The 18,678-nt window shown below is 69.6% G+C and carries 20 protein-coding genes; 15 read left to right on the top strand and 5 right to left on the bottom strand.

From position 1 onward, the window contains the following. Window positions 1-960: 960 nt before the first annotated feature. From AC08OQ_RS07795 to AC08OQ_RS07785, 3 genes are all read right to left on the bottom strand, one after another. The gene (locus tag AC08OQ_RS07795; protein WP_476599500.1) at window positions 961-2,262 is read right to left on the bottom strand and encodes a DUF445 domain-containing protein; all 1,302 of its coding nucleotides are present in this window, start codon (window positions 2,260-2,262) and stop codon (window positions 961-963) included. 173 nt (window positions 2,263-2,435) lie between these two features. Further along, entirely contained in the window at window positions 2,436-2,738 is a 303-nt protein-coding gene (locus AC08OQ_RS07790) for a DUF6343 family protein (RefSeq protein ID WP_476595690.1), read from the bottom strand. A gap of 161 nt (window positions 2,739-2,899) precedes the next feature. Then, on the bottom strand, window positions 2,900-3,673 hold the full coding sequence (locus AC08OQ_RS07785; protein ID WP_462186581.1) for an enoyl-CoA hydratase-related protein: 774 nt from the start codon (window positions 3,671-3,673) through the stop codon (window positions 2,900-2,902). A gap of 933 nt (window positions 3,674-4,606) precedes the next feature. Between AC08OQ_RS07785 and AC08OQ_RS07780 the strand changes: the two genes are divergently transcribed. The 5 genes from AC08OQ_RS07780 to AC08OQ_RS07760 all read left to right on the top strand — a co-directional run bounded on the left by AC08OQ_RS07780 (window position 4,607) and on the right by AC08OQ_RS07760 (window position 10,224). Next, the gene (locus AC08OQ_RS07780) at window positions 4,607-7,621 is read left to right on the top strand and encodes a sensor histidine kinase (protein ID WP_476599498.1); all 3,015 of its coding nucleotides are present in this window, start codon (window positions 4,607-4,609) and stop codon (window positions 7,619-7,621) included. Next, window positions 7,621-8,040, top strand: coding sequence for a roadblock/LC7 domain-containing protein (locus AC08OQ_RS07775; RefSeq protein WP_476599497.1), 420 nt, complete (start codon window positions 7,621-7,623; stop codon window positions 8,038-8,040). The genes AC08OQ_RS07780 and AC08OQ_RS07775 overlap by 1 nt, the downstream gene beginning before the upstream one ends. 111 nt (window positions 8,041-8,151) lie before the next feature. Beyond that, entirely contained in the window at window positions 8,152-8,523 is a 372-nt protein-coding gene (locus AC08OQ_RS07770; RefSeq protein ID WP_462186584.1) for a DUF742 domain-containing protein, read from the top strand. Next, window positions 8,504-9,127: a GTP-binding protein gene (locus tag AC08OQ_RS07765; protein WP_462186585.1), complete on the top strand. Its 624-nt coding sequence runs from the start codon at window positions 8,504-8,506 to the stop codon at window positions 9,125-9,127. The genes AC08OQ_RS07770 and AC08OQ_RS07765 overlap by 20 nt, the downstream gene beginning before the upstream one ends. A gap of 101 nt (window positions 9,128-9,228) precedes the next feature. Further along, window positions 9,229-10,224 carry a LuxR C-terminal-related transcriptional regulator gene (locus AC08OQ_RS07760; protein WP_476599494.1) on the top strand — a complete coding sequence of 332 codons (996 nt, stop codon included), beginning with the start codon at window positions 9,229-9,231 and terminating at the stop codon, window positions 10,222-10,224. A gap of 88 nt (window positions 10,225-10,312) precedes the next feature. On the opposite strand, the gene AC08OQ_RS07755 is transcribed toward AC08OQ_RS07760, so the two are convergent. Then, on the bottom strand, window positions 10,313-10,459 hold the full coding sequence (locus tag AC08OQ_RS07755) for a hypothetical protein (RefSeq protein WP_462202858.1): 147 nt from the start codon (window positions 10,457-10,459) through the stop codon (window positions 10,313-10,315). Between the two features lie 442 nt (window positions 10,460-10,901). Between AC08OQ_RS07755 and AC08OQ_RS07750 the strand changes: the two genes are divergently transcribed. The 10 genes from AC08OQ_RS07750 to AC08OQ_RS07705 all read left to right on the top strand — a co-directional run bounded on the left by AC08OQ_RS07750 (window position 10,902) and on the right by AC08OQ_RS07705 (window position 17,328). Then, the gene (locus AC08OQ_RS07750; protein ID WP_476604598.1) at window positions 10,902-11,291 is read left to right on the top strand and encodes a TcmI family type II polyketide cyclase; all 390 of its coding nucleotides are present in this window, start codon (window positions 10,902-10,904) and stop codon (window positions 11,289-11,291) included. Window positions 11,292-11,472: 181 nt separating this feature from the next. Continuing rightward, window positions 11,473-11,730 carry an acyl carrier protein gene (locus AC08OQ_RS07745; RefSeq protein WP_476593231.1) on the top strand — a complete coding sequence of 86 codons (258 nt, stop codon included), beginning with the start codon at window positions 11,473-11,475 and terminating at the stop codon, window positions 11,728-11,730. A 51-nt stretch (window positions 11,731-11,781) separates the two neighbouring features. Continuing rightward, a complete protein-coding gene (locus tag AC08OQ_RS07740; protein WP_462186588.1) occupies window positions 11,782-12,270 on the top strand; it encodes an SRPBCC family protein in 489 nt (162 codons plus the stop codon). Between the two features lie 59 nt (window positions 12,271-12,329). Then, window positions 12,330-12,755, top strand: a complete 426-nt coding sequence (locus tag AC08OQ_RS07735; protein ID WP_476599504.1) for a cupin domain-containing protein — start codon at window positions 12,330-12,332, stop codon at window positions 12,753-12,755. Beyond that, on the top strand, window positions 12,752-14,056 hold the full coding sequence (locus tag AC08OQ_RS07730) for a beta-ketoacyl-[acyl-carrier-protein] synthase family protein (RefSeq protein ID WP_476599491.1): 1,305 nt from the start codon (window positions 12,752-12,754) through the stop codon (window positions 14,054-14,056). The genes AC08OQ_RS07735 and AC08OQ_RS07730 overlap by 4 nt, the downstream gene beginning before the upstream one ends. Further along, window positions 14,053-15,354, top strand: a complete 1,302-nt coding sequence (locus AC08OQ_RS07725) for a beta-ketoacyl synthase N-terminal-like domain-containing protein (RefSeq protein ID WP_476599490.1) — start codon at window positions 14,053-14,055, stop codon at window positions 15,352-15,354. Before AC08OQ_RS07730 ends, AC08OQ_RS07725 begins: the two co-directional genes overlap by 4 nt. Before the next feature lie 117 nt (window positions 15,355-15,471). Beyond that, the gene (locus AC08OQ_RS07720) at window positions 15,472-16,209 is read left to right on the top strand and encodes an SDR family NAD(P)-dependent oxidoreductase (protein WP_462186591.1); all 738 of its coding nucleotides are present in this window, start codon (window positions 15,472-15,474) and stop codon (window positions 16,207-16,209) included. After that, window positions 16,209-16,550: an antibiotic biosynthesis monooxygenase family protein gene (locus tag AC08OQ_RS07715; RefSeq protein ID WP_462186592.1), complete on the top strand. Its 342-nt coding sequence runs from the start codon at window positions 16,209-16,211 to the stop codon at window positions 16,548-16,550. The genes AC08OQ_RS07720 and AC08OQ_RS07715 overlap by 1 nt, the downstream gene beginning before the upstream one ends. Before the next feature lie 2 nt (window positions 16,551-16,552). Further along, a complete protein-coding gene (locus tag AC08OQ_RS07710; protein ID WP_476599489.1) occupies window positions 16,553-16,897 on the top strand; it encodes an antibiotic biosynthesis monooxygenase family protein in 345 nt (114 codons plus the stop codon). A 146-nt stretch (window positions 16,898-17,043) separates the two neighbouring features. Further along, the gene (locus AC08OQ_RS07705) at window positions 17,044-17,328 is read left to right on the top strand and encodes a DUF262 domain-containing protein (protein WP_476599487.1); all 285 of its coding nucleotides are present in this window, start codon (window positions 17,044-17,046) and stop codon (window positions 17,326-17,328) included. 250 nt (window positions 17,329-17,578) lie between these two features. Here the strand turns inward: AC08OQ_RS07705 and AC08OQ_RS07700 are convergent. Then, the coding region (locus tag AC08OQ_RS07700; protein WP_476611968.1) for a transposase at window positions 17,579-18,678 on the bottom strand (1,100 nt) is incomplete at its 5' end.

Genomic DNA, 18,678 nt, shown 5'->3' with positions numbered 1-18,678 from the left:
CGCCGGCACCGCGGCCGCCACCCCGGGCCCCGCCACCGCCCGGACCGCCGCGGCCCCGGGCCGGACGAGGCTGGCGCTGCGGGGCGTGGGAGTGCTGGGCCGGGTGAGACTGGGAGTTTCCATACTGAGACAGAGGATCCGCCGATCAGGTCAGGGCCGCCATGGGTCCACCCGGACTGGATGAGGTGTTCCACACCAGTCCGCGTATCGTCCGGAGGCCGGGGGTACGGCCGGGTTTCGCGACCGGACCCACCGGCGGGTCATCCCCGCTAGGGCGCTCGCACCGACCTCGCACACCCGACCGTTCGGCCGGGCGCGGACGGCCTTGCAAGCCGTCGTTCTGTTCAAGGTACATCGCCGTCCCGCCACGCGGAGTGTGAGAGACGCCGATCCTGCGGCTGTACGTCTCGGGCTCACCCGCCGGTTCGTCCCGGGTTACTCCTTCGGGCGAGCGGGTCGCCGGCCGCGGTCCGCAGCCCCCGGTCGCGGCGGTGACGTGCCCGGCCCCACGGAAGTGGGTGGTCCCACCGGAGTGTCCGATCCCACGGCGGGGTCCGGCCCGATCGGGGAGGGCCGCCATCCAGGCCCGCAACCGGCGGGCGAGCAGCAGTCAGAGCAGCAGCGGCGCGAACGGCATCGCTGTGAGGTTAGGGGTAGACGAACGGAAAGCCGGAGTACACCGCCCCCCGTGCCGGGGGCGGGATAGGGATCGAGCCCGTGCTGCCCGGCCGCGCCGGCCCGCAGGAAGACGTCGACGTCGTAGTGGCCGATCCGGGTAATCAGCCCGAACCAGACCAGCATGACCAGTCCGGCGACCGGCAGGCTGGGCCGACCGGGTGGCGTCGGCCATGGCAGTCCCCGGACGGGCTATCGGTCATCCGGGCCGGGCCGGCTCCCACGTTCGTCGCCACGGCGATCGTCCTCGTTGCCCCGCACGCTTCCTCAACCCCACCCGTTGCGTCAGAAGGCGAGTTCGGTGACCAGGTGGATGACCAGTCCCACGAGGGCACCGACGACGGTGCCGTTGATCCGGATGAACTGCAGGTCGCGACCGACGTGCAGCTCGATGCGCCGGGAGGTCTCGTCGGGCTGCCAGCGGCCGACAGTATCTCCGATGATCGCGGCGATGTCGTCCTTGTACCGGCACACCACGCGGGTGGCCGCGTTCGCCACGGTGTGGTCGACGGTGCGCGCCAGCTCCGGATCGGTGGCGAGCTGGGCGCCGAAGGCCGCGAGTTCGTCGGTCGCGCGGACCCGGGCCGTGCTGCCCGGATCGGAGGCGAGATCGAGCAGGATGCTTTTCGCCGTGGCCCACATGGCGGAGATCATCCGGTCGACCTCAGGATGGGCCAGGAGCCGGTACTTGATTTGCTCGACCTGCCGTCCCAGCGCCTCGTCGGTGCGCAGCCGGCCGGCGAAGCCGCGCAGGAACGTGTCCAGGGCGCGGCGTGCCCGGTGCTCGGGGTCGGTGCGCAGCGCCTCGGTGAAGCGCAGCGCCTCGCTGTACGCCTTGGCCGCGACCGCCTCGTCCAGCCACTTCGGCGACCAGCTTGGTGCCCGGTCCTGCACGGTGCGGGTGAAGACCTCCGGGTTCTGCTTCAACCACGTCTCGGCCTCGGTGACGATCACGTCGACCAGTCGATGGTGCAGCCGGTCCTCGACCACCCGTTCCAGCGCCATTCCGAGGGCCCCGGCCCAGGGCCGTTCGACGATGCGGGGCAGCACCGCCTTCTCGACGAGTTCGCGGACCAGGTCGTCGTTCATTCCGGAGATCATCGCGGTGAGCCGCTCCGCCGCCTCGGTCGTGACCCGTTCGGCGTGCGACGGCTGGCGCAGCCAGGCACCGACCCGGGCGGACACTCCGATGCCGTCGATCTTCTCCCGGATCACGTCCTCGGCGAGGAAGTGGGTGCCGACGAAGCTCTCCAGGCTCCGACCAAGCGCGTCCTTACGCCGAGGAATGATCGCCGTGTGCGGGATCGGGAGGCCGAGTGGGTGGCGGAACAGCGCGGTCACGGCGAACCAGTCGGCCAGTGCGCCGACCGCGCCCGCCTCGGCGGCCGCGGCCACGTACCCGATCCACCCCGGGCCACCGCGGGCCTGCCAGCGGGCGGCGAGGAGGTAGATCGTCACCACCGCGGCAAGCAGGCTGCCGGCGATGAGCCGCATCCGGCGAAGCCCGCGGCGCAGGCCCGCCTCGTCGGTGGTGCCGCGCGCGAAGCCAGCCGACACCGGCCCGGAGACGCCCTCCGGATCGTTCATCGCCGCCCGTTCGGTCGGCCGCCCGTCCCGCCGCCCACTGAGATCCTCCTGCTCGTTCCGCCAGCCGGATCGGCGCGGACCGACCAGGCTGGCGGGCGAGCCTGGCGGTGTCGGACGCGACGATCCTCGGCCACCTTATGCGGGAGCACCGCCCATCCGGACCGGCGTGGGGATCATTCGGTCTGGCGCCGGATCCGTTGCTGGATGACGACCAGATCGACGATGGCGACGATGGCGAGGAAGGCGAGGACCGCGGCGCCGGCTGTCTGCCCCCGGACGGCGAAGAAACCGGCGAAGACCCCGCAGAACACCAGGCCGAACGCGGCGAGGACGCGGCGTAGCCCGAATGCGCTGCGAGCCGGGGGGAACCTCCCCGGATCGGAGGAGCCGGAGGAGAAGGCGCGGCGCCACCAAGGCCGGTGCCCGAGGGCACTACCCCGGTCGCGTTGGTGCGGCAGGGAATGGGTCACAGGCACCGGTATGCCCCGCCCGGACGGGGCAACCGGTCGCCCTCGTCGCCGTTGCGGGGCTGGTCCTCCCGGGCCGCACGGACGGCATGGAGCGGGCCGGCACCGACGTCGGTCAGCCCTCGGTGGTCGGTCAGCCCTCGGTGGTCGGTCAGCTCACGGGTGGTCGGTCAGCCCTCGGCTGCCGACGTGCCGTGGCGGCCCGGCAGCCTGGCGGTCATCGCGGATCTCGCCTCGTCGCTGACGAGGCGCTCGGTGAAGATCGCGCTTTCGGCGTCGATGCGCGCCAGCACCTCCGGTGTCCCGCCGTCGTGCAGCAGGGCGCGAGCTGCCGCGAGCGCCTGCGGCGGCTGGGCCAGCAGCGCCGCCACCCGGTCGTCGACCCGGGCGCGTAGCGCTTCGGCGTCGGGAAGCACCTCGGTCACCACCCCCAGTCGGGCGGCCTCGGCCGCTCCGAGGGACTCGCCGAAGTAGACGATGCGGGCAGCGATGGCTGGCCCGACCCGGCGGGGTAGCAGGAGGGTCGACCCGAACTCGGGGATCACCCCCAGGTTGACGAACGGCATCCCGAGAGTGCTGCGCTCGGTCGCATAGACCAGGTCGCAGTGCAGCAGCAGCGTGGTCCCGATGCCCATCGCGGGCCCGTCGACCTCGGCGACGAGAAGTTTCGTGCTGCGGGCCAGCGTCCGGATGAAGGTCAGCGTCGGACCCTCCGCCCGGAGGGCGTTGGTGGCCAGAAAGTCGACCAGATCGTTGCCGGCGGTGAAGGATCCACCGCTGCCGGTCAACCGGATAACCCGGATCTCCGGGTCGGTCTCGGCCTTGTCGAACGCCTCCGTGAGGGCGACGTACATCGCCTGGGTGAGGGCGTTGCGTTTCTCCGGGCGGTTGATCCGTACCGTCAGCGTGCCCTGGCCGGGTTCGCTCTCGATCTGGCTGCTCATCCGTGTCTCCTCACCGGTCCGTCGGGTTCCTTGACCCGGCCGTGCTCCTGACCCGGTCGTGCCCAGGGGCACAGTGCCACCGGCTGGCCTCGGGTGAAAGCAGTTGTGTCACCTCCGCCGCTTCCGTGACCTCCGCCGCTTCCGCCAGCCGGGCCTCGCTCGGCGATTAACATAGCAGTTCAGCAGCAGCTCATTGGACGGGAGTTGATGGGGAGGTTCGTCGTGGAGTGGCTGTGGAGTGATTGAAGCTCTGGCGGACCGGGTAGGGCCCGATCGGCAATCGCCAACGGGGGTGAACCGGTGGGGCCGGGTGCCCCAATTCCCGCCCCCGGGTGTCTGCAATGTCTACAACGTCTGCAATGTCCGCAATGGGACCACTCTCCATGGTCTGGCACGAGGCGGGAGCTGCAGCCCGGGCGGGGGTCGGGTGGGCCGCGAGGGTGCGATCTGTGTGGCCTCGGATCGTGCGATGTTCTTTCGGCAACATGCCAACATGTGATGTGCTTGCGTTGTCGAGCGCGGTGCGGCTGGTTGATCGGGGCCTTCGTGGCCGCGGAGGATCTGTGCCAGTTAGCGCTGACTGCTGCCCGTCAGTGCTGGTTCGTGCGCATCGCCGTTGTTTGGTCCGGACTGCGCTCATGTAATTCGGGGGCGGGTTCCGGTTGCGCGTTGCGCGCTCGCGAATGTCCGTCACTCGGTGCTACCTCGCCATCCTTTTGCGTTGAAGACGGGTGCCCCCGACCGGGCTAGTTCTTCACCCGCTACAGTTGTCCGCGCCCCCGGAACATTCCCCCGATGCCCGGACCGCCTACTCCAATGCGCCGGCCCGGTGTTGTCATCTGTGGTCTTCCGGTGACATGTCCCGATGGAACTCGACTACTCACCCCCCGCACACGAGGCACTCGACTCCCGGGTGCCGGACGAGAGGACCGGATGCTCCAGAATTGGCCCATCCGCTCGAAGCTAGTGGTGATTCTCGTCGTCCCCCTGGCTGCGCTCGCGGTACTGAGCGCGATACAGGTGCGGGGGAACGTCGACAACGTGCGGGTCGCCAACCGCATCAAGGCACTCGCCGACTTCTCGATCAAAAGCAACGATCTGGTCCAGGCCCTGCAGGTCGAGCGGTACGCCACGAACTCCTATGTCGGTTCCAACTACATGGCCGTCGCTCAGGGGCAGGCGGCGCTCGCCGCCCGCGGCCCGGTGGACCAGGCCCTGGCCGTCTATCGGGCCGGTGAGGCGGCGCTGCCCGCGGCGGGTCGTGACACCCTGGCGACCACGCTCGCGTCGATCTCGGAACGCCTCGGCAAGCTCCCGGCGCAGCGTAAGGCGATCGACGCGCACCAGGCGCAGGTGGACCAGAACATTGCTTTCTACTTGGGTGCCGTGGACGACCTCCTCGCTCTCAACGCCCAGGTGGCGGCCGGAAGCCGTAACACCTCGTTGGTCAACGGTGCCACCGCACTGGTGAGTATCGCGCAGGCCAAGGAGCAGGTCGCCCACCAACGCGGCGCCGTCGTCCGCGTGATCCTCCTCCAGCAGACAGATGTGGCCACGCTGCGGGAGATCCAGACCAGGACCGGGGCGGAGGATGCCTGGCTGGCCCAGTTCCGCACCACGGCCACGGCGGACGAGCAGGAGTTCTACAACGTGACGGTCGGCCGGACGATCTCGGCCGCCGGGACATTGCGTGACGGCACGGTTAACGCCGTGCAGAACGGCCAGCCGCTGACCGTTACCCCGCAGATCTGGCTGCAGGCCTCCGACGCGAAGATCAATGCGATGCGGCAGGTCGAACGCCGGGTCGCGGCCGATCTCGGGACGGCCAGCGCGAACATCGCCAGTTCGGCCACCCGAGACGCGCTTGTCAGCGGTATCGGCGTGGCGCTGGTGCTCGTGGTGTCGGTGGTGATTTCTCTCCTGGTGGCGAGCCCGATGATCCGGGACCTACGCCGACTGCGCCGCGGCGCCCTCGAAGTCGCGAACGAGCGACTGCCCGGAGTCGTCGACCGTCTGCACCGCGGGTCGCCGGTGGACGTGGCCGAGGAGGAATTCCCGGTCGAGGTCCGGAGCAAGGACGAGATCGGTCAGCTCGCCGAGGCGTTTGGCACCGTGCACGCGGTGGCCGTGCGGACCGCGGTGGGGCAGGCCGCGATGCGCAAGAGCATCGGGGACACGTTCCTCAACCTCGCCCGCCGCAGCCAGGCACTCATTCACCGCCAGCTCAAGGTGATCGACGCCTTGGAGCGCAAGGAGACCGACCCGGACGAGCTGGAGGAGCTCTTCCGTCTCGACCACCTCGCCACCCGTATGCGCCGGCACGCCGAGGACCTCATCGTGCTGTCCGGCTCCAAGCCAGCCCGTGGTTGGCGCCGGCCTGTCCCGGTCAAGGACGTCGTCCGTGGCGCCGTCGCCGAGGTGGAGGACTACACCCGGGTCCAGGTGATGTCGATCGACGGAGGGGCCATCAGCGGTCACGCCGTCGGTGACGTCATCCACATGCTCGCCGAGCTGATCGAGAACGCCACCTCCTTCTCCCCGCCCCACACGCCGGTGCATGTCTCCGGGCACGAGGTGTCGAACGGCTTCGTGATCGAGATCGAGGACCGCGGGCTGGGCATGAGTCCGGAGGAGTTCGACGCCGTGAACGAGCGGCTGGCCAACCCGCCCCCCTTCGACCTGTCGACCAGCGAGCGTCTCGGCCTGTTCGTTGTCGGTCGGCTCGCCGAGCGGCATTCTATCTCGGTGAAGCTGCGGTCCTCGCCGTATGGCGGCACGATGGCGATCGTCCTGGTGCCGACCACGCTGCTGCGGCAGGTCGACCCCGACGGGGAGGCCCGGCCGGAGCCCACGCAGATCGCCCCGCCGCTTGCCATGACGCGGGTTCCGGCTCTCGACGGCCCGGCCATCGACGAGGACCGGTTCCGCGGGTCGCTGGTGGACGCGGACGGCGACCTCGCCGGTCCCCCCGCGCTCTCCGAGGACGCGGCCGCGGCTGCGCACGGTCAGGACGAAACGCTCATCGACGATCTGCCGGTCTTCGCCACGGTGCGATCGAGCTGGTTCGTCGCCGACCGCCCGCGGCACCGTTCCAACGGCAGGCGTTCGGACGCTCCGCCGCGTCCCTTGACCCCGCGTTCCGACCCGGCCAGCGGGCCGGGCGAGGAGCCCGGCTCCCGCGGCTTCGGTACCCCCCCGCCGCTGCCGTCGCGCCGTTCGCGTGGCGGCCGCAGGGCCGCGGGGGACCAGCCCCACCAGGCTGTCCCGGACCACCCCCAGACGCCCGGGTTGGACGACCCCGACGGCCCGCCGGCCCGTCCGGGGCAGGACGAATCTTTCCGGGACGAACCCTTCCCGGAGGAACCCTTCCGGGATGGGCCCCTCCGGGACGGACGGGACGTCCCCGGTCCGGGTGGCCACAACGGTGCGCCCGGCTCCGGCTATGGCGGCGACGGCGGCCGTGTCACCTCGCTGTTCGGTGACAGCCCCATGGCCAGGGAGCGGTCGCGCGGTGGTGACCTCGGCTCCGCCGACCCGGGGGAGGCCACCCGAACCGATCCGTTCACCTCACCGCTGGGCCGGCCGGTGGGGTACTCCGGGGGATTCCACCGCGAGGACGCCCCCGCCATGGGCCAGACGGTCGTCCCCCTCGGACGCCCGGCGCCTTCGGCCCGTTCAGACGAGCCCGCCGAGCCGGCCGGGCCCGGCGCGGACGGCCAGCCGCCCGTCAGTTTCACCGAGGTGGGCCTGCCCAAGCGCACCCGGCGGGCCAGTCTCGCGCCGCAGCTTCGCCGGGACATTCCCGAGGAGAGTTCCGGAATGCTCGCCGCGCAACGGAGCCCGGAAGAGATCCGCAGTATGATGTCGTCCTTCCAGAACAACTTTGGTCGTGGTCTGGCGGACGGCCAGGTTTCGAACGACGGTGACGATGTAGGAAAGGTGACCTGATGCGTCCGCTGGGGCCGTCCGAGAACATGAGCTGGTTGCTCAACAACCTCGTCAAGAAGGTGCCCGAAGTCACCTATGTGATTGCGCTTTCCTCCGACGGGTTGTTGCTCGCCGCCTCGTACGGGATGGACCGGGCGACCGCCGACCAACTGGCCGCGGTAGCCTCCGGATTCAACAGCCTGGCGCGCGGCGCGGGTCGTTTCTTCGGGGGTGGAAACGTTCGGCAGACCATTGTCGAGATGGACGAGGGATTCCTGTTCGTCACCGCGGTGGGGGACGGATCGTGCCTGGCCATTCTCAGCAGCCCCGGCGCGGACATCGGTCTCATCGCCTACGAGATGGCGCTGCTGGTGACCCGGGTCGGCGAGTTCCTCACCCCGGAACTCCGGGCTCAGATGCAGTCCGCGCTGCCACTCTGACCTCGGCCCGGCGATCGGGTGGGGGTCCGATCGGTTGGTGGGTCAGCCGGTCGCCCCCTGCGCCATCACCGACCGGATGACAGCAGAATTCTCAAGGCAGGAGGACCGGATATGCCGCGCGATGACGAATGGTTCGACGAAGAGGCTGGTCCGGTCGTCCGCCCCTACGCTGTCACCGGGGGCCGGACACGGCCGACGAACCAGACGTTGGAGCTGGTCGCGTTGGTGACCACCACGCCCAACGGCCGGCTGATGATGCGGACGCTGGAGCATGAGCAGCGCGCCATCGCGCTGCTCTGCCAACGCGTGCAGTCGATCGTGGAGATCTCCGCTCGGCTGAATCTGCCGGTCGGGGTCGCGCGGGTCCTCGTCGGCGACATGCTCGACGCCGGCCTGGTAACCGTGACCCGACCGGCCCGACCCTCCGACCGCCCTTCCATTGCCCTCATCGAAAAGGTGCTCGATGGACTACAGGCCCTCTAGGACGGGGTCGCCGGAAACGGCGCCGCCGCATCCGGTAAAAATCATCATCGCCGGCGGGTTCGGAGTCGGGAAGACGACGTTCGTCGGTTCGGTGAGCGAAATTCAGCCCCTCACCACGGAGGCCGCGATGACGGCCGCAAGCATAGGGATCGACGACACCAGCGCGGTCGGCTCGAAGACGACGACCACGGTCGCGATGGACTTCGGTCGGATCACGCTTCTCGATAGCATTATTCTCTACCTTTTCGGCACCCCGGGCCAGGACCGGTTCTGGTTCATGTGGGATGAGCTCGTCCTCGGCGCGATCGGCGCGGTGGTCCTGGTGGACACGCGGCGGCTGGCCGACTCCTTTCCGGCCATCGACTACTTCGAGGAGCGCGACATCCCGTTCCTCATCGCGCTGAACCGGTTCGACGGTGCGCGGGAGTACCGGGCGGAGGACGTCCGGGCGGCGTTGGACCTCGATCCGCGCCGTCCGGTGGTGTTCTGCGACGCCCGGCAGCGGGAGTCGGTCCGGCAGTCCCTGGTGTCGCTGGTCCGCCACGCCCTCGACGTGGTGTCCGCGGAGGCGTCCCGGTCGGGCCTGCCCCAGCGGTCGGGGTGAGCGGCCGCGTCGGTCCGGTGGGCACGACTGGTCCGGTGGGCACGACTGGTCCGGTCGGCGTCCGTCGGCCACGTCCCGATCCTGCTCCGAGGAAGGGGAAGGTGCTCGATCTCTTCGGTATCGATGAGGTCACCCTGGCCGCCTATCGGCTGTGGCTGTGCCACGAGGTCCTGAGCGTGCCCGAGGTGGCGGAGATGCTCGGCGAGCCGCTGGTCGCCGCGGGGCGGGCGCGTGATCGTCTGGTCGAGCTGGGTCTGCTGCTGCCCTCGCGCGAACGGGCCGGTCACTACGTCGCGGTGCATCCCGAAGCCGGGCTCGACCACCTGCTCCAGGTGCAGCACGAGCAGCTGATCCGTCGCCATGAGCGGCTGCTCCTGGCCCGGGCGCAGATCAGCTCCTTCGTCTCGGACTACCTGGAGAGCCGTCCCGGCGGGGACACCGTCGAGGTAAGGCGGATAGACGGCGCCGACCAGGCCCGTGCGGAGCTGCTCGCGATCGTCGGGCGAGCCGAGCGGGAGGTGCTCGCGCTGCACACCCGGCGCGAGTGGTCCTCGGCCCTGACTCGCGAGGTGATGCCGGTCGAACTGCGCGCGTTGCGGCGTGGCGTGGTGATGCGCAGCGTCCTGCCCCGGTCGATGCGCCTGGACGAGCTCGGCGCCGGCTATGTGCGGACCGTGGCGGCGCATGGCCTGGACGCCCGGATGATCGACGATCCCCGGCTGGACGCCACCGCGGTCGACGGGCGGATCGGCCTGGTCCGACTGGGCCGGGGGTTCGCGACCGGCCAGACCCTGCTCGTGCGCACCCCGGAGCTGACCGCCCTGCTGCTCACCCTGTTCGAACAGGTCTGGGAGGCCGCCGAACCGCTGAGCAGCGAGGCGATAGCCGCTCCCGGGGACGGTGACGACGCGCCGAGCGACACCGAACGGCTGCTGCTGCGTCTGCTCAGCCTCGGCATGAAGGACGAGGCGGCCGCGCGCCACCTGGGCGTCTCCGTCCGCACCGTGCGTCGCATGATCGCCGATCTGATGGCACGGTTGAACGCCCGTAGCCGGTTCCAGGCGGGTACCCTCGCCGCGCAACGCGGCTGGCTCTGAACGGGCCGGTTCTGAGCATCTGGCTCTGAACATCTGGCTCCGAACAGCCGGCTTTCGCGCCGCGGCGGCCCTCCGGCGATAGTCCCGGTCAGGTGAGAGCGGCCGACGTCGGCCAGACGAGGCCCCGGCTCCCCGACCAGAGAACACCATACTCGACCAGGCCGAGGCCGAGCGTGGACGACGTGGTTCCCACGAGATCGAGATCCCGGCTCTCCTCCGGTGGCGTATCGACCACCCCCGGGCACCGGGAAGCCCGCTTACGGTGGTTGTAGCCACGTTGTTCTTTTTGTGTGTGTCAGTTGGCATTTGACTGCCAGGGCAACTTGCTGCCAGGGGAAATCCAGGACAGCCGCGCCGCGTGGCCCCATGCTCTCGATGAGTCAAAGAAGCTGACTGCTTCAGAAAGGCTGGCTGCTTCAGAAGGGTCGCTGGGCTGCCTCAGAAGGGTTGCCGGATGGGAAGCGGTGGTCGCGCACCGGTCACTCCTGCCTGGCTTCATGTTCGTCGGCGGATTCCCCCTGTCACCTGTAACGCGGCGCAAGGTGCCGAGGTCGGTCCGTCAGGGCCGGTCCGCCCAGCTGCCCATGCACACGGTACCCGTGCTTGCCATGCACACGGTACCCGTGCTTGCCTGGGGTCAAACACACGTTTTCCAAGAACATGTCGAGGAGATTCTCGTGCCCTCAGCCACCGGTCCCTCGGTTACCGGTCCGCAGAACCCCGCCACGCCGTCCGGAGGCCAGTCACACCGGACTCTCATCGTGGCCAGGATGAACCCTGCCGACGCTCCCGCCATCGCGGCGACCTTCGCCGAGTCCGATGCCGGAGAACTACCCGGAATCGTGGGTGTGACCAGGCGTGACCTGTTTCACTTCCATGGCCTTTACTTTCATCTGATCGAGGCTCCGACTAACGTCAGGAACACCGTCGAGAACGTCCATGAGCATCCGCTGTTCGTCGACGTGAGCAAAAAGCTCGGGAAATACGTCTCCGCCTACGACCCGGAGACCTGGCGCACCCCCGGGGACGCGATGGCGCAGAGTTTCTATTCGTGGACGGCCGGCTGAGCCCCCCGGTACACCACCGGGCTCCTGATACACGGCCGGGCTCCTGTACACCGCCAGAGTACCGGGCCCGCCGGCTGCGGCCGCGGCCGGTCATCAGCGACTGCGTCCTCGATTCCGCCCACAGGTACGCCCAGTTTTTCATGTGAACCCCGAAACCCGAAAATGAAAAAGGGAGTACGACATGCCCCGGCAATGGTCGGCCGATGCCCTGCTTGACTTCCTGGTCGAACAGGCCGGTCTGCCCTCGGACGAGCGGCCGACGGACCTGGACGTGACCTTCATCGACATCGGCCTCGACTCGCTCGCCTACCTCCAGCTCTCGGCAGAGGTGGCCGGGACCTTCGGGGTGGACCTCCCGGCCGAGCTGCCGGAGAGCTGGACCCTCGCCGAGATCCTGGCCACGGTGAACGCGGCTCTCGACCAGCACGAGACGGTCTGAATCCGCCGTTAGTTTCCACGTCCCCTACCTTCCAGGTCGACCGGAGCCGACGTGAGCGGGCACACTGACAACTCGATTTTCATCGATGCCGACATTGAAACCGTCTGGACCATCACCAACGATCTGAAATCCTGGCCTGACCTCTTTACCGAATACGCCTCGGTAGACATTCTTGAGCACCACGAGAACACCTTCAAGTTTCGCCTGACCATGCATCCCGACGAGAACGGGACGGCGTGGAGTTGGGTGTCCGAGCGGACACTCGACCCGGCCACCCGGCAGGTGCGCGCGTACCGCGTCGAGACCGGCCCGTTCGAGTACATGCACATCCACTGGAGCTACACGCCGGAGGGCACCGGCACCCGCATGCGCTGGGTGCAGGACTTCCACATGCGCCCGTCGGCGCCGGTGAACGACGAGCAGATGACCAACCGCATCAACACCAACACCGCCCGCGAGATGTCGGTGATCCGGGAGAAGGTCGAGCGGGCCGCCGCCGAGCTGCCCCCGGTCTCCCTCGCGCTGCCGGAACAAGTCTGAGGAGAACGAGACCGGTGACTTCCGTGACAGCGATTCCGAAGGTTCTCTGCATTCACGACATGACCCCCAACCGTCGGCGCGGCGGTGACGTCCGCACGCTGCTCTCCCCGGTGACCGTGGGTTCGACCTCGGGTTTTTTCGGCACCCTGACCCTCCAGCCGGGTGAGGTGGTGACCGAACACCTGCACCCCTACTCGGAGGAGTTCCTCTACTGCGTGCGCGGCATTGTGACCGCCCGACTGGACGGTCAGTACCAGGACCTGCCGGCCGACCACGGGGTGTGCATCCCGATCGGGATGCGCCACCGCGTCGTCAACACCGGCGAGGAGACCGCCTTCCTCGTCTTTCACCTCAGCCCGCTGGCACCCCGGCCCGATCTCGGCCACGTCGACACCGAGGTACCGTTAGACCCGGACGCCCCGCACGCTCCGGTCGCCCCGTCGGCACCCACCGTCGACGCCTTGCCCCACGGGTCCGGACAGTGAGCGGACCAAGACGGACGGCGGTCACCGGGATCGGGGTGGTCGCCCCCGGCGGGGTCAACCGCAAGGAGTTCTGGACCCTGCTGACCGACGGCCGTACCGCGACGCGGCGACTGTCGTTCTTCGACCCGACCCAGTTCCGTTCCCAGGTGGCCGCCGAGTGCGACTTCGACCCGGCGGCGGCCGGCCTGACCGCCCGGGAGATTGCGCGTAACGACCGGTTCGTGCAGTTCGGCTTGGCCGCGGCGTTGGAGGCGGTCGAGGACAGCGGCCTGGACCTGCGGGGCGGCGGTGATGGCGGTGATGGCGGGGGTGGCGGTGATGCCGGGGACGGCCCGATCGTCGGCGTCAGCATCGGCAGCGCGGTGGGCGCGACCACTCGCCTGGAGAACGAGTACGTCGAGGTCTCCGACAGCGGGCGGGACTGGGAGGTTGATCCCCGGTACGCCAGCTCGTTCCTCTACCACGCGATGGTGCCGAGCTGCCTGGCCACCGAACTGGCCTGCCGGTTCGGCACACACGGCCCCGCCTTCGTGGTCTCCACCGGCTGCACCTCGGGCATCGACGCGGTCGGCTACGGCCATCAGCTCATCGTCGACGGCGAGGCCGACATTGTCATCGCCGGTGCCTCCGACGCGCCGATCTCCCCGATCTCGATGGCGTCCTTCGACGCGATCCGCGCGACGACGGCCCGCAACGACGACCCCGAACACGCCTCCCGTCCCTTCGACGCCAGCCGGGATGGCTTCGTGATGGGGGAGGGCTGCGCCGTCCTCATCCTGGAGGAGCTCACCGCCGCCCGGTCGCGCGGTGCGCACATCTACTGCGAGGTGGGTGGGTACGCCTCGCGCTCGAACGCGTTCCACATGACCGGACTGCGCCCCGACGGGGTCGAGATGGCCGAGGCGATCCGGGTCGCGATGGACGCGGCGCGGGTCGGAGCCGACGACATCGACTACATCAACGCGCACGGATCGGGCACCAAGCAGAACGATCGGCACGAGACGGCCGCCTTCAAACGTTCGCTGGGACAGCGGGCGTATGACATCCCGGTCAGCTCGATCAAGTCGATGATCGGGCACTCGCTGGGCGCGATCGGGTCGATCGAGATCGCTGCCTGCGCCCTGGCGATCGAGAACGACGTCATCCCCCCCACCGCCAACTGGACCACCCGCGACCCCGAGTGCGATCTCGACTACGTCCCGAACATCGCCCGGGACCACGCTGTCGACGTGGCCCTGTCGGTCGGCAGTGGTTTCGGTGGCTTCCAGTCGGCGATCGTCCTCGCCGCCCCGACGCGATGAACGCCGCCGTGGAGGCCTCCGCCGCGACGGCCGCGGGGCCCGCCCACCGGGACGGTTCGCCGCAGGCCCCGGTCCGGCCGGTCGTCACCGGGCTCGGCGTCCTCGCGCCCAGCGGCATCGGGACGGAGGAGTACTGGGCGTCGACCCTGCGCGGCGAGTTGAAGATCGCGCCGATCAGCCGGTTCGACACCACCTGGTACGACGCCACCCTCGCTGGAGAGGTCGCCGGTTTCGCGGTGGAGGACCACGTCGACAAGCGGTACATCGTCCAGACCGACCGGTGGACCTGGTTCGGGATGGCCGCGTCGCGCCTCGCCATGGCCGATGCGCGCTACGACCCCGCCGCGCACGATCCGTATGCGACCTCGGTGGTGTTCGGCAGCGGGTCGGGCGGTGTCGACATCGGACAGCGCGAGCTGGGACGGCTGTGGACCCGGGGCCGCACCGCGGTGAGCGTCTATCAGTCGATCGCCTGGTTCTACGCGGCGACGACCGGGCAGACCTCGATCCGGTATGGTTTGAAGGGGCTGTCGGGGGTCCTGGTCAGTGACGGTGCCGGCGGAATCGACAGCCTCGCCCAGGCCCGGCGGATTATCCGCCGCGGCACGCCGACGGTGCTCGCCGGGGGGGCCGAGGCGAGCCTGACGCCCTATGCGATCACCGGTCATCTGTCCAGCGGCCGGGTCAGCACCGCGACCGTTGCTGCGGACGGCTACAAGCCGTTCGACGTCCGGGCGAACGGTTACCTGCCCGGTGAGGGTGGCGCGACGCTCGTGCTCGAGGATCCGGCCGCCGCCGCCGCCCGGGGAGCCCCGCACGTCTACGGCGAGATCGCCGGCTACGCCGCGACGCACGACGCCGCCCACCACGAACGCCCCGCCCCGGACGTGCGCTGGCTCGCCACCGCGATGCGCCGGGCCCTGCGCGACGCCGGCCTCACCCCGGACGACGTCGATGTCGTCTTCGCGGACGGCGCAGGTTCACCGGACCTCGATGCCCAGGAGGCGGCGGCGATCCGCGCGGTCTTCGGCGCCCGGACGGTCCCGGTGACGGCGCCGCAGGGCTTCGTCGGCCGGCTCCTCGCCGGCGGCTCGGCGTTGACGGTGGCCGCGGCGTTGCTGTCCATCCGGGACGGGGTCATCCCGGCGGTGGGCAACCTCGACACCCCCGATCCGGCCCATGGGCTCGACCTCGTGCGTACGCCCCGGCGTGCACCCGTGCGGGTGGCGCTGGTGAACGCCCGTGGCTACGGCGGTTTCAACAGCAGCCTCGTGGTTCGCGCCGTCGGTTCCCGCTGAGGGCGTACCCACCCGTACCGCCTGCCCCTGCCCGCTCACCTCACGACCCCTCACCTCACGACCCCTCGGCAGCCGACCCCTCGGCAGCCGACACCTCGACACAGGAGACAGTCAGCGATGTTCTCAGACCTGGCCGGGCGACGCGCCCTGGTTACCGGCGGTACCCGCGGCATCGGACGGGCCGTGGTGCTCGGCCTCGCCCGAGCCGGTGCGACGGTCGTTGCCGGCCACCAGCGCCAGACCGAGGATGCCGAGAGCCTGCGCCGCGAACTCAAGGACACCGGCGGCGACCATCTGCTCGTCCAGGCCGACGTCGCCGATCCGGGCCAGATCACCGAGCTCGTCGAGGCCACCGGCACCCACCTGGGCGGCCTCGACATCGTCGTGAACAACGTCGGCACGATCAGCCACATCCCCTACGCGCAGCTGCCCCTGGACGAGTGGACGCAGGTGCTGACCACCAACCTCACCGCCACTCACCTCGTCACGCAGGGCGCGTTGCCGCTGCTGGGGGACTCCGGCTCGGTGATCAACATCGGGTCCGGCTCCGGGGTGGTCGGTCTGCCGCTGCGGGCCCACTACACCGCGGCGAAGACCGGCCTGATCGGACTGACCCGCTCGCTGTCCAAGGAGCTCGGTGTCCGCGGCATCCGGGTGAACCTGGTCTCCCCAGGAGTCATCGAGACCCACCATGCCGAGGGCATCGACCCGGCCGTCAAGGCGGCCTACACCAACCGCATCCCGCTGGGACGCATCGGGACGGCCGAGGAGGTCGCCGCGGTCGTCCTGTTCCTGGCCAGCGACGTGTCGTCCTACGTCAACGGCGCCACCTTTGCCGTGGACGGAGGCATCTGATGGCCTCGACCCCGCCTTTTCGGATCATGCTGACAATGCGGATCCACCCCGGCCGGGAGGTCGAGTTCGAGCAGACCTGGCTGCGGATCGGCGACGCGGTCACCTCGCACCCGGCGAACCTCGGGCAGTGGCTGATCCGCTCGGAGGACGAGCCGAGCACGTACTACATCGTCAGTGACTGGGTTGACGAGGAGCAGTTCCGCGAGTTCGAGCACAGCGAGCGTCACCTGGTGCACCGCAAGGCGCTGCACCCGCTGCGCGCCAGCAGCTCGATGGTCACCGGTACCGTCGTCGCCCAGCTGGCCGGTACGGCCTCCCTGACCGTTCCGGCGGGAAGCTGACCGTGGCCGGCCCGGCGAAGGTTCGGGTCACGCTGTGGGCGGTTAACCCGCCCGGCGATCCCGGCGCGGTGGAGCGGGCTTACCACGAGATCAGCTTCAAGCTGGTCGGCACGCCTGGCCTGCTCGGTAACACGCTGCACCGGTCGGCGGCGGACCCGTCCCGGTTCGCGGTGGTCAGCGTTTGGGCGAGCATGGCCGAGTTCAACGTGTGGGAACAGGGGGCGGACCACCGCGGGACGACCTCACCGCTGCGTCCCCTGCAGGACCCGCAGCGCCCTCCAATGATCGACATCGAGGTCGCCGCGTACGGCCCGGACGGGCCCTTCGGGGACGATCTCACGGATTGATCATCAAGGTCCAGTAGTCGAGGTCCGGTGGCTGGGGACCGATCGTCGCCGCGGCTGTGCCGTGCGTCAGCCCCACCGCCCGAACGGGCGGTGGGGCTGACGCACGTGGACCACGAAGAACGTCTTCCGGATGATCTACGGATATCATGGTGGGCGTGGACGAGTCATCCCGCCGGTCCGACGCGGCGCGATTCAAGATTGAGGAGCTTCTGGATAACGCCAGGCATGGCCAGATCCGGATTCCTCGATTCCAGCGTGGGCTTCGTTGGATGTCGTCCGATGTCGAGAAGCTCTTTGACAGTATTTATAAGGGTTTTCCGATCGGCACACTTCTCTTCTGGCGCCGGGCTCCCCCGGCTGGAACCGTGGAGATCGGCCCGATAAGGATAGCGGCGAACGCTCGTTCAGACCTAGGAGTCGAAATGAAATAACTTGCGCGTTTCGAACCCTCCACAGGCCTGTGACCTGCGATGATGATCTCGATCGCGTATTTGTTACTTCATTACGTCCCCCTAGATCCGCCAGTAGTGCCGGCTTGCATGATCAAAGTTCGGTGATCTTCCCTTTTCGGGTTTGTTGATGTTGTTTTCGACGGCTGGGCAGGGTGAAGGCCCGGCTGTCGTGCCGGGTGAGCGCCGGGTCCACGGCCCGGGGGCGTGTTCCGCGTAGAGAACGGGCTGGTCAGACGGCCGCGGGCAGGGCGTGCAGCCGGGCGAGGGCGGTGGTTAGGTGCTGGTCGCGGCCGGGTGGCAGGCGCAGGATCAGTTGGCCTGCGTGGCGGGTGACCCGGCCGGGGATGGTGATCAGTTCGTGGCGGAGCCGGTCGCCGTGCGCGCGCCCGGCGCGCTGGTCGAACCCGGTGAGCGTCTGGAGCAGGGTGGACAGCCAACCGGCGAGGATCGCGGCCCACGTCCAGACGGTGTTGATGGTCGGGTCGGCTGAGGGCAGGTGGCGTAGGCCGGCGCCGAGTTTGTGGTCCTTGATCTGGGTCTCGATGTCGGCGTGGCCGCGGAACCAGTGCTCGAGCGCGACGATGTCCGGCCCGTCGTTGGCGGGGATGTTCGTGACGATGAAGCTGACCGCCCAGGCATGGTCGACGATTCCGTCAAGCGCGAGGGTGAGCTGGGCTTTCGGGATGGTGCGCCGCCGCCGTGAGCGGGGGTCGGTGGAGATCTCGGCGGCGGGGACCTTCACCCGGCGGATGATCGTGTAGGTGCCGGGCGGCCAGCCGGTCGGAGCGTAGCTACTGGTGGCGACCTGGGCGCCGGTCATGTCCCGCGCGTCCGTCCAGGACGTCTCCTCGACGGCGGCGTAGGCGCGCCAGAACGCGGAGTTACGCGGCGCGGCGATTGCGAAGTCCATCCCCGCGGCCACGGCGGCGCGGGCGAGGTCGCCGGTGAAAAACCCCGAGTCCGCGCGCGGCAGCGGCGGCGCGCGGACCGCGACCGGCAGGTTCGCCAGAGCCCGCGCGAACAGGCCTGCCGCGCGCGGACGGACGTCCTGGTCGCCGGCGAGCAGGTCCGCGGCCAGGACCAGCCCGGTCCTGGCCCACGACGCCAGCAGCGGCCGGCCGGCCTTCTTCCCCTCGTAGGTATAGGCCACGCCGCGCTTCGTGCGGCCGAAGACCTCGACGTCCGAGGAGTCCAGGTCCAGCGTCGGCCGATCCGTGACCAGCTCGGCCCGGCGCTGCGCGGGTAACCGGGCCAGCCAGCGGCCGGCGAGCACCCCGACCGTCGCCTCGACCCCGGCCAACGCGCCCGGCCCGAACCTGGCCGCCAGCC

It is taken from the genome of Frankia sp. CcCS3, from assembly GCF_977927575.1.
Note: the sequence above shows the minus strand (reverse complement) of the source record. Positions and strands in the feature narration are given on the sequence as shown.

Coding starts and splice junctions, on each gene's coding strand:
- AC08OQ_RS07735 (WP_476599504.1), top strand. CDS start 12,330: ATGACCCCCAACCGTCGGCGCGGCGGTGACGTCCGCACGCTGCTCTCC.
- AC08OQ_RS07795 (WP_476599500.1), bottom strand. CDS start 2,262: ATGAACGATCCGGAGGGCGTCTCCGGGCCGGTGTCGGCTGGCTTCGCG.
- AC08OQ_RS07720 (WP_462186591.1), top strand. CDS start 15,472: ATGTTCTCAGACCTGGCCGGGCGACGCGCCCTGGTTACCGGCGGTACC.
- AC08OQ_RS07770 (WP_462186584.1), top strand. CDS start 8,152: ATGCCGCGCGATGACGAATGGTTCGACGAAGAGGCTGGTCCGGTCGTC.
- AC08OQ_RS07775 (WP_476599497.1), top strand. CDS start 7,621: ATGCGTCCGCTGGGGCCGTCCGAGAACATGAGCTGGTTGCTCAACAAC.
- AC08OQ_RS07705 (WP_476599487.1), top strand. CDS start 17,044: ATGGTGGGCGTGGACGAGTCATCCCGCCGGTCCGACGCGGCGCGATTC.
- AC08OQ_RS07765 (WP_462186585.1), top strand. CDS start 8,504: ATGGACTACAGGCCCTCTAGGACGGGGTCGCCGGAAACGGCGCCGCCG.
- AC08OQ_RS07745 (WP_476593231.1), top strand. CDS start 11,473: ATGCCCCGGCAATGGTCGGCCGATGCCCTGCTTGACTTCCTGGTCGAA.
- AC08OQ_RS07785 (WP_462186581.1), bottom strand. CDS start 3,673: ATGAGCAGCCAGATCGAGAGCGAACCCGGCCAGGGCACGCTGACGGTA.
- AC08OQ_RS07780 (WP_476599498.1), top strand. CDS start 4,607: ATGCTCCAGAATTGGCCCATCCGCTCGAAGCTAGTGGTGATTCTCGTC.
- AC08OQ_RS07715 (WP_462186592.1), top strand. CDS start 16,209: ATGGCCTCGACCCCGCCTTTTCGGATCATGCTGACAATGCGGATCCAC.
- AC08OQ_RS07725 (WP_476599490.1), top strand. CDS start 14,053: ATGAACGCCGCCGTGGAGGCCTCCGCCGCGACGGCCGCGGGGCCCGCC.